Genomic DNA, 9,666 nt, shown 5'->3' on the forward strand with positions numbered 1-9,666 from the left:
GCCGCCACAGCGGCGGCGAGTAGGCGTGGATCGAGACGCTGGCGTCCTCCACCCCCGTGAGCCGGTGGATGTGTCCGGGGCGCCCCGCCGGACGAGGTCGACGATCGCGTCGTCGCCGCTGCCGGGCGCGGCCACGACCCGCAGGCCGTCGACCGGCTCGTCGGCGACGCTCCGCGCCGCGCCCTCGACGACCAGGACGACCTCCGGAAAGCAGCGGTCGTAGGGGAACAGGCCGCTCGGCAGGCCGCGCACGCCGCCGTCGAGGCGCTTCAGGTCGTCGCGGAGCCGCGCGTTCGCGCCCGCCCTGTCCTTCCACCAGCCGTCGGCGCGGGCGCCCACGACGTTCGCCGCGTCCACGACGAGGACGACCCCCCGCATCGCCTCCCGCACGCGGGGCCAGCACCGCGCGAACGGTTCGAACAGCTTGCGGCCGGTGACCTCTTCCTCGCGCACCCACTCGGCCCCGCGCGTCTCCCGCGACGCGGGCAGCACGTGCGCGCGCTCCGGCAGCGAGCCCACGACCGAGGTGAACGACCATCCGCCGTGGTCCTCCACGCTCGTCCCGTGGACGCGGACCGTCGCCGTGTCGAGCGTGCACTCCTCGGACGTCTCGCGCAGCGCGCCGGTGACGACGTCCTCGTGGCTGTGCAGCGCGCCGCCGAACATGCCCCACGTCCCGCCGCCGAGGCCCCACCACGCGCGCTGCTGGAGCAGCACCCACGTCTGGCCGGAGGAGTCGCGGTGGTAGGCCAGAAGGCCCGCGGCGCCGAACCGTCCCCAGTGCGTGTGCCCCAAGTCGCAACCGGCCCAGCCGTCGCCGTCTCCCATGCGTCCGACGATAGCGCCGCGAGCCCGTGACGAAGGGCACAGTGCCCTCACCCGCCTCGCCGAATACGATTCGGGGGTCACCCTGATCAAGGAGAGCGAGTTGAGCGTCGAGGCGACCCCCCAGGACCTGTGGAACACCCTGTCGGGCGCCGAGCTGATCCGGGCGATGGCGGACGGACGGTTCCCGCAGATCTCCGACATCAACGACTACATCGGGCAGGACATCGCCTCCGCCGAACCGGGCCGGGTCGTCATCGAGTGGACGCCGGGCGAACGGCTCTGCAACCCCGGCGGCACGGTGCACGGCGGCTACATCGCGATGATCCTCGACAACGCGGTCTGCCTCGCGGCGAGCAGCACCTGCGAGCACTTCATGCCGATGCTCACCCTCAACCTGAACGTCGACTACCTGCGCGGCGTCCGGGCGGACGAGACCTACACGGTGACCGGGACGTGCGTGCACCCCGGCGCCACCCGCATGGTCTCCAACGCGGTGGTCGCCGACGGGCGCGGCCGCCCGGTCGCCCAGGCGTCGGCCGGCGTGATCCCCAACAAGGCGTTCGCCCGCTGACCCCGTCCCGCCCGGCCCGGGCCCGCCCGGGCGGCGGGAACGGCGCCCGGCGAGCGCATAGGCTGGGCCCATGGTGGATCCCGGCACAGTCGTCAACGTGATCAAACAGGCCCGCGACCGGCGGACGGCCCCGCTGATCCTGGAGCTCGACCTCACCGAGGGCATCGTCGAGACCGCGCCCGCCGACCCCGTCTCGGCGTTGCTGTCCATGCGCCGGCCGGGCCTGCGGGACGTCCTGGACGGGCTGCGCCGCGCCCGCTCCGACAGCCGGGTGCGCGCCCTCGTCGTGAAGGTCAGCGGCACCGTCGGGCTGGCGCTCGCCCAGGAACTGCGCGAGGCCGTGCAGAGCCTGCGGGACGCGGGCAAGCACACCGTCGCCTGGGCCGAGACGTTCGGCGAGGGAGGCCGAGGAACCGTCCCGTTCTACCTGGCCACCGGGTTCGACAAGGTCTACCTGCAGCCCACCGGCGAGGTCGGGCTCACCGGCGTCGCGATCGAGGAGCCGTTCTTCGCCGGCGCGCTGGAGAAGGCGGGCGTGCGGCCGCGGTTCGCCAAGCGCTACGAGTACAAGACCATGGCGAACACGTTCATGGAGAAGACCTACACGCCCGAGCACGAGGAGTCGTCGCAGCGCCTCGTCACCTCGCTCGGCGAGCAGATCACCGCAGGGATCGCCGCCTCCCGCGGCCTGGCGGAGGAGAAGGTCCGCGAGCTCACCGACCGCGGCCCGCTGCTGGCCGCCGAGGCGCTGGAGGAGGGCCTGGTCGACGGCCTCGCCTACCGCGACGAGATCTACGGCGGCCTGCGGAAGGAGTTCGGCGAGGAGGCGCAGCTGCGCTACGTCTCCCGCTACAACCGCGCGCACGGCCTGGCCAACCGCCTCCCGCAGCCCGGCAAGCAGGACGTCGTCGCCTTCATCAACGGGCAGGGGCCGATCCGGCTCGGCCGCAGCGGCCGCGGCGGCCCGCTCCCGAACTCGGGGCCCGCGATGGGCTCGGACACGATCGGCGCCGCGTTCCGCGCCGCCGTGAAGGACGACCGGGTCAAGGCGATCGTGTTCCGCGTCAACAGCCCGGGCGGCTCCGCCGTCGCCTCCGACTCGATCTGGCGCGAGGTCGTCCTCGCCCGCCGCGCCGGCAAGCCCGTGATCGTCTCCATGGGCAACGTCGCCGCGTCCGGCGGCTACTACGTCTCGATGGCCGCCGACACGATCGTCGCGCAGCCCGGGACCATCACCGGCTCGATCGGCGTCGTGGTCGGCAAGGCCGTGGTCAACGACCTGCTGGAGCGGGTCGGCGTCGGCCTCGGCTCGGTCGCCGACGGCGACCACGCGCGCATGTTCAGCGCCACCAAGGACTTCAGCGACTCCGAGTGGGAGCGCGTCAACGCCTCCCTCGACCGGATCTACGACGACTTCACCGCGAAGGTCGCCGAGGGCCGCGACCTGTCCCGCGAGCGCGTCCACGAGCTGGCCCGGGGCCGGGTCTGGACGGGCGCGGACGCGCGCGAGCGCGGCCTCGTCGACGAGCTCGGCGGCATCGACCTCGCCCTCGACCTCGCCCGCAAGAAGGCCGGCATGGCCTCCGACGCGCCGGTCCGGATCTACCCGCACACCTCGCCGCTGGAGCGGCTGCGCCCGCCGGAGTCCAGCGAGGACCGCACCGCCGCGTCCGCGCGCTTCGACGGGTGGGGCTCCCTCGGCGGGCTCGCCGCGCGGCTCGGCCTGCCCTCCGCGGGCCCGCTCACCCTGCCCGGCGCCTGGGAGATCCGCTGAGCGCCGACTTCGTCGAGGCCGTCGCGGCCTTCGCCACCGGCGTGGTCGTGCTGACCGTCCGCGACGGCCGCGACGACCTCGGCACCACGATCACCTCGTTCATGTCGGTGTCGCTGGATCCGCCGATGGTGCTGGCGAGCGTGGCGTCCTCGTCCTACCTCACCGAGGTGCTCGGCCGGAGCCCGCGCTGGGCCGCGACGATCCTGTCCGCGGACCAGCGCGCCCTGGCCGGCCGGTTCGCCGCCGAGGGACGCCCGAGCGCGCGCATCCTGCTGGCGAGCGAGCCGCACCACCGCGGCGAGCACTCCGGCGCCCTCGTCCCCGACAGGGGCGTCTCGGCCCTGGAGTGCGAGACCCGCCAGACCGTCGAGGCGGGCGACCACACCCTCTTCGTCGCCGAGGCCGTCTCGACCGACTACGTCAGCGCCGGGCGGGCCCCCCTCGTGAGGGCCGCCCGGCGCTATCTGCCCGGCTAGGACTTCGGGAAGCGCTCCAGGAAGCCGCGCAGGTCGTCGGCGTGCTCCTCCTCCTGCGCGAGGATCTGCTCGAAGACGCGCTTGGTGGTGGGGTCGCCGTCGCCGAGCCACTGGATGATCTCGGTGTAGGACGCGATGGCGATCCGCTCCGCCACCAGGTCCTCCTTGAGCATCTCGACGAGGTCGAGGCTGGCGTTGTACTCGGCGTGCGCGCGGGTGGTGAGGGTGTCCGGGGAGAAGTCGGGCTCGCCGCCGAGCTGGACGATCCGCTCGGCCAGCATGTCGGCGTGCTGCTGCTCCTCGGCCGCGTGCTGGAGGAACTCGCTCGCGACGGTCTCGGCGTGGATGCCGGTGGCCGTGTAGTAGTGCCGCTTGTACCTCAGCACGCACACGATCTCCGTGGCCAGGGCCTCGTTGCAGACCTGGATCACGCGCTGGACGTCCGCCCCGTACGCCTCGGTGATCGGGCCTTTGTCGATCTCCTGCCGAGCACGCTCGCGCAGGGTCTTGATGTCCGTCAGGAACTCCGCCATCTAGGGGCCTCCACAGTCGACTACAGGAGGCCCTCTACCCGACGGCCCTGCTTCCACACGGCGTAGGTCTGGGGTACGCCCGGGCGGTATGCGAGGTGGATGTAGGACGGGGCGTCGAGGACGTGGACGTCGGCGCGGGCGCCGGGCGCCAGGTGCCCCACGTCGGTGCGGCGCAGGGCCCGGGCGCCGCCCGCGGTCGCCGCCCAGACCGCCTCGGCGGGCGTCATGCGCATGTCGCGGACGGCCACGGCGATGCAGAACGCCATGCTGGAGCTGTAGCAGGACCCGGGGTTGCAGTCGGTGGCGAGGGCGACGGTGGCTCCGGCGTCCAGGAGGCGGCGGGCGTCCGGGTAGGGCTGGCGGGTCGAGAACTCGACGCCGGGCAGAAGCGTCGCGACCGTCCGGGACGACGCCAGCGCGTCCACGTCGGCGTCGCTGAGGAACGTGCAGTGGTCGGCGGAAGCGGCCTCCAGCTCGACCGCCAGCCGAACGGCGGGCCCCTGCGTGAGCTGGTTCGCGTGGAGGCGCGGCGACAGGCCGGCCTTGACGCCCGCCGTGAGGACCTCCCGGGCCTGGTCGGCGTCGAAGGCGCCCTCCTCGCAGAAGACGTCCACCCACCGGGCGTGCGGGGCGCAGGCGGCGAGCATGTCGGTGGCGGCGAGGTGCGCGTACCCGGCGGCGTCGCCCGCGTACTCGGCGGGGACGACGTGGGCGCCCAGGTAGGTGACCTCGTCGGCGTACTCGGCGGCGATGCGCACGGCGCGCGCCTCCTGCTCGACCGTGAGGCCGTAGCCGGACTTGCACTCCACGGTCGTGACGCCCTGCCGCGCCATCTCGTCCACGAGGCGGCGCACGTTGGCGCGCAGCTCGTCGTCGGACGCGGCGCGGGTGCGCTCGACGGTCGTGCGGATGCCGCCCGCGGCGTACTTCTCGCCGCTCATGCGGGCGGCGAACTCCTCGGCGCGCTCACCGGCGAACACCAGGTGGGCGTGGGAGTCCACGAAGCCGGGCAGCACCGCCCGCCCGGCGGCGTCGAACGACTCGTCGGCGGCGGGCGCGCAGGAGGACGGGCCCGTCCACGCGACCGCGCCGTCCTCGATCACCAGCGCGGCGTCGCGGACGACGGCCAGGCCGCCGCCCTGGCGATCGGGGACGGCGGGGTCGTTGGTGACGAGCTCTCCGATGTTGGTGATGACCGTGCTCATCGGCGAAGGATCTCACGGGGCGGGTCCGCGGCGGCGGAGGCGATGGAGCGGGCCAGCGCGCCGGGGACGTCCTCGACCAGCAGGTGCCGGCCGTCGTGGACGATCTGGCGGCCGGAGACGACGACGTGCCGCACGTCCGCGGCGGTGGCGGCGAACACGGCGGCCTCGGCGGCGTGGTCCGGGCCCGCGCCGGCGGTGCGGACCGAGTCGAGGGCGACGGTGACGAGGTCGGCGTAGGCGCCGGGCTCCAGCCGTCCCGCCTCGGGCCAGCCGAGCCCGGAGTGGCCGCCCGAGGTGGCGGCGGCGAGCAGCTCGCCGGCCGTCCAGTGGCCCCGGACGCGGGTGCGGAGCCGCTCGTCCAGCTCGACCGCGCGGGCCTCCTCGAACAGGTCGACGACGGCGTGCTGGTCGGAGCCGAGGCAGATCGGGGAGCCCGCGTCCGCCAGGGCGCGGGCGGGGCCGATGCCGTCGGCGAGGTCCCGTTCGGTGGTCGGGCACATGCACACGCCGGTCATCGTCGCCCCGAGCAGGCCGATGTCGTCCTCGGACAGGTGCGTGGCGTGCACGGCCGTGGTGAGCGCGCCGAGCGCCCCGGCCTCGGCGAGCAGGCGGGTCGGCGTCATGCCGTAGGCGTCCTGGCAGTCGCGGTTCTCGGCGGGCTGCTCGGACAGGTGGACGTGCAGCGGCGCGCGGCGCTCCCGCGCCCACGAGGCGACGGCGCGCAGCTGCTCGCGCGGCACGGCCCGGACGGAGTGGATCGCGGCGCCGACGCGGGCGTGGGACCGTCCCGCCTTTCCGGTCTGCTCGTGCAGGCTGTCGACGCGCCGCGCCCAGTCGCCCGCGGTGCCGTCCCCGAACCGCAGCTGCGGCCCGGCGAGCGGCCGGCCGATGCCGCCGGTCAGGTAGCAGGCGTCGAGGAGGGTGATGCGGATGCCCGCGTCGGACGCGGCGGCGATCAGCGCCTCGCCCATCGCGTTCGGGTCCCCGTAGGGGGCGCCGCCCGGACGGTGGTGCAGGTAGTGGAACTCGCCGACGCAGCTGATCCCCGCGAGGGCCATCTCGGCGAACACCGCGGTCGCCAGCGCCCGGTAGGAGTCCGGGTCGAGCCGGTCGGCGACCTGGTACATCTGCTCGCGCCACGTCCAGAACGTCCCGGAGTGCGCCTGGACGCGGGAGCGCAGCGCGCGGTGGAACGCGTGGGAGTGGGCGTTGGCGAGGCCCGGCAGGGTGAGGCCGGGGAGGTGCGGGGCGCCCGGCGCCGCCGGGACCCCGGGGGTGACGCGTGTGATCCGCTCGCCGTCGGCCTCGATGAGCACGTCGGCCGCGACGCCGTCGCCTAGCCAGGCGAACTGGGCATGCCACTGCATAACGGAATCCCTACCCCCGCGCCAGGTCGTCCAGTACCGCGGCGAGGGCCTCGACCCCGGCCAGGCGGTCGGACGGCTCGGCGAACTCCTCAGGCGCGTGCGACACCCCGCTCGGGTTCCGCACGAACAGCATCGCGGTCGGCAGCCGCGCCGACAGGACGCCCGCGTCGTGGCCGGCGCCGGTCGGCAGGACGGGGACGCCGCCGAGCGCCGACCCGACCCGGTCGCGCAGCGCCAGGTTGAAGTCGACGATCTCGGTGTAGGACTCCTCGGCGAGGTCGACGCTCACCCGGTGCGGGCGCGCCGCGACCCGCGCGGCCTCGTCGACCTCCAGCACCGTCCGGCGGACGGCGTCGTCGGCGGGGCCCCGGGCGTCCAGCCAGGCGGTGACCGCCGACGGGATCGCGTTCACGCCGTTCGGCTCGACCCGGACCTTCCCGACCGTCGCGACGGTCCCGTTGCGCTCGGCGGCCTCCCGCGCGGCGATGACCATGCGCGCGAACGGCAGCATCGGGTCGCGCCGGTCGGGCAGCCCGGTCGTCCCGGCGTGGTTGCCCTCGCCCGCGAAGTCGAACCGCCACCGGCCGTGCGGCACGATCGCGCTCGCGACGCCGACCGGCACGTCCAGCGCCCTGCCCTGCTCGACGTGCAGCTCGACGTAGCAGGCGATCCGCCCGAGCAGGTCCTCGTCCGGGCCGATCGCGTGCGGGTCGAGCCCGGCGTTGTGGACGACCTCGGCGAACGTGTGCCCGTCGGCGTCGGTGAGGCCGCGCGCCCGGGCCGGGTCGATCGCCCCGGCCAGCAGCCGGGAGCCGAGGCACGCCACCCCGAACCGCGCGCCCTCCTCCTCGGCGAACGCCGCGATCCCGATCGGCCGGGCCGGCCGGACGCCGCGCTCGCGGAGCAGGTCGACCGCCGCGAACGCCGACACGATGCCGAGCGGCCCGTCGAACGCTCCCCCGCCGGGAACGGAGTCGAGATGGCTGCCGGTCAGGACGGCGCCCGTGCGGGTCCCGTCCTCCGGGTACCACCAGGCGACCGTGTTCCCGTTGGGGTCGTGCTCGAGGTCGAGGCCGCGGCGGCGGGCCTCGTCGGCGAACCAGGCGCGGCACTCCAGCTCCGGCGGCGTCCACGCGAACCGGTGGTAGCCGCCGGTCGCCGCGTCCCTCCCGACGGGCAGCAGCTCCGCCCACATCTCCTCGAAGCTCATGGCCGCATGGGGATGCGCACGCCGCGCTCGTCCGCGACCTCGGCCGCCCGCTCGTAGCCGGCGTCGACGTGCCGCATGACGCCGGTGCCGGGGTCGTTGGTCAGGACGCGCCGGAGCTTCTCCCCGGCGAGGGCCGTGCCGTCGGCGACGCAGACCTGGCCGGCGTGGATGGAGCGGCCGATGCCGACGCCGCCGCCGTGGTGGATCGACACCCACGTCGCACCGGAGGAGGTGTTGAGCATGGCGTTCAGCAGCGGCCAGTCGGCGATCGCGTCCGACCCGTCCTTCATGCCCTCGGTCTCCCGGTACGGGCTGGCGACCGAGCCGCAGTCGAGGTGGTCGCGGCCGAGCACGATCGGCGCGCTGATCTCACCGCGCGCGACCAGGTCGTTGAACACCTCGCCCGCCTTGTCGCGCTCGCCGTAGCCGAGCCAGCAGATCCGCGACGGCAGGCCCTGGAAGTGGACCTTCTCCTTCGCCATCCGGATCCACCGGGTCAGCGGCTCGTTGTCGGGGAACAGGTCGAGGATCGCCTGGTCGGTGCGGGCGATGTCCTTCGGGTCGCCCGACAGCGCCGCCCACCGGAACGGCCCCTTGCCCTCGCAGAACAGCGGCCGGATGTAGGCGGGCACGAACCCGGGGAACGCGAACGCGCGCGCGTACCCGGCGAGCTGCGCCTCGCCCCGGATGGAGTTGCCGTAGTCGAACACCTCGGCGCCCGCGTCCTGGAAGCCGACCATGGCCTCGACGTGGACGGCCATCGACGCGCGGGCCTTGGCGATGAACCCGTCGCGGTCCTTGTCGCGCTCGGCGGCCATGTCCTCGAACGCGACGCCCCGCGGCAGGTAGGCGAGCGGGTCGTGCGCGCTGGTCTGGTCGGTGACGATGTCGATCGGGGCGCCGCGCCGCAGCAGTTCGGGGACGATGTCGGCGGCGTTGCCCAGCACCGCGACCGACAGCGGCCTGCGTTCGGCCTTCGCCTCCTCGGCGAGCCGCAGCGCCTCGTCCAGCGAGCCCGCCCGCACGTCGCAGTAGCGGTGCTCGACCCGCCGCTCGATCCGGGACGGGTCGCATTCGACGCAGATCGCGACGCCGCCGTTCATCGTGACGGCGAGGGGCTGCGCGCCGCCCATCCCGCCGAGCCCGGCGGTCAGGGTGATCGTCCCGGCGAGGGTGCCGCCGAACCGCTTCTCGGCGACGGCGGCGAACGTCTCGTAGGTGCCCTGCAGGATGCCCTGCGTCCCGATGTAGATCCACGACCCGGCGGTCATCTGGCCGAACATCGTCAGGCCGAGCGACTCCAGGCGGCGGAACTCCTCCCACGTGCCCCACTGCGGGACGAGGTTGGAGTTCGCGATGAGCACGCGCGGCGCCCACTCGTGCGTCTGGAAGATCCCGACCGGCTTGCCGGACTGGACGAGCAGCGTCTCGTCCCCCTCCAGGTCGGACAGCGACCGGACGATGCCGTCGAAGGCGTCCCAGCTCCGGGCCGCCTTCCCCGACCCGCCGTAGACGACCAGCTCGTCGGGGTGCTCGGCGACCTCGGGGTCGAGATTGTTCTGGATCATGCGCAGTGCGGCCTCCTGCGGCCACCCCTTGGCGGCGGTCAGCGAGGTGCCGCGCGGGGCGCGGACGGGACGGGGACCGGACATGTGGGACTCCTTCAGGAGAGCGGGCCGGTGACGGCCTCGGCGGCGGCGAC

9 protein-coding genes are annotated in these 9,666 nt (G+C 74.4%); 3 read left to right on the top strand and 6 right to left on the bottom strand.

The annotated features are described in order from the left end of the window. Nucleotides 1-828: NUDIX domain-containing protein (locus AB0C69_RS30920; protein ID WP_360358567.1), on the bottom strand; the 828-nt coding region annotated here is incomplete at its 3' end. 100 nt (nucleotides 829-928) lie between these two features. On the opposite strand from AB0C69_RS30920, the gene AB0C69_RS30925 reads away from it, so the two are divergent. From AB0C69_RS30925 to AB0C69_RS30935, 3 genes are all read left to right on the top strand, one after another. Then, complete coding sequence (locus AB0C69_RS30925) at nucleotides 929-1,399, top strand: PaaI family thioesterase (protein WP_360358568.1); 471 nt, start codon at nucleotides 929-931, stop codon at nucleotides 1,397-1,399. A 70-nt stretch (nucleotides 1,400-1,469) separates the two neighbouring features. Continuing rightward, a complete protein-coding gene (gene sppA, locus AB0C69_RS30930) occupies nucleotides 1,470-3,173 on the top strand; it encodes a signal peptide peptidase SppA (RefSeq protein WP_360358569.1) in 1,704 nt (567 codons plus the stop codon). Further along, a complete protein-coding gene (locus AB0C69_RS30935) occupies nucleotides 3,170-3,649 on the top strand; it encodes a flavin reductase (RefSeq protein WP_353834025.1) in 480 nt (159 codons plus the stop codon). The genes sppA and AB0C69_RS30935 overlap by 4 nt, the downstream gene beginning before the upstream one ends. On the opposite strand, the gene AB0C69_RS30940 is transcribed toward AB0C69_RS30935, so the two are convergent. The 5 genes from AB0C69_RS30940 to hutU are packed head-to-tail and all read right to left on the bottom strand — an operon-like array spanning nucleotide 3,646 to nucleotide 9,616. After that, nucleotides 3,646-4,182 (bottom strand): ferritin-like domain-containing protein, encoded by a 537-nt coding sequence (locus tag AB0C69_RS30940; RefSeq protein ID WP_185033447.1) that lies wholly within the window; start codon nucleotides 4,180-4,182, stop codon nucleotides 3,646-3,648. The two genes, AB0C69_RS30935 and AB0C69_RS30940, sit on opposite strands and share 4 nt — an antisense overlap. 20 nt (nucleotides 4,183-4,202) lie before the next feature. Then, entirely contained in the window at nucleotides 4,203-5,387 is a 1,185-nt protein-coding gene (hutI, locus tag AB0C69_RS30945; protein WP_360358570.1) for an imidazolonepropionase, read from the bottom strand. Then, nucleotides 5,384-6,754 (bottom strand): formimidoylglutamate deiminase, encoded by a 1,371-nt coding sequence (locus AB0C69_RS30950; RefSeq protein WP_360358571.1) that lies wholly within the window; start codon nucleotides 6,752-6,754, stop codon nucleotides 5,384-5,386. Before AB0C69_RS30950 ends, hutI begins: the two co-directional genes overlap by 4 nt. A gap of 10 nt (nucleotides 6,755-6,764) precedes the next feature. Further along, on the bottom strand, nucleotides 6,765-7,964 hold the full coding sequence (locus AB0C69_RS30955) for an allantoate amidohydrolase (RefSeq protein ID WP_360358572.1): 1,200 nt from the start codon (nucleotides 7,962-7,964) through the stop codon (nucleotides 6,765-6,767). Then, nucleotides 7,961-9,616 (bottom strand): urocanate hydratase, encoded by a 1,656-nt coding sequence (gene hutU, locus AB0C69_RS30960; protein ID WP_360358573.1) that lies wholly within the window; start codon nucleotides 9,614-9,616, stop codon nucleotides 7,961-7,963. Before hutU ends, AB0C69_RS30955 begins: the two co-directional genes overlap by 4 nt. Between the last annotated feature and the right edge of the window lie 50 nt (nucleotides 9,617-9,666).

Origin of the sequence: Actinomadura sp. NPDC048032 (genome assembly GCF_040653175.1) — a bacterium.
In the GTDB taxonomy this organism is placed as follows: domain Bacteria; phylum Actinomycetota; class Actinomycetes; order Streptosporangiales; family Streptosporangiaceae; genus Spirillospora; species Spirillospora verrucosospora.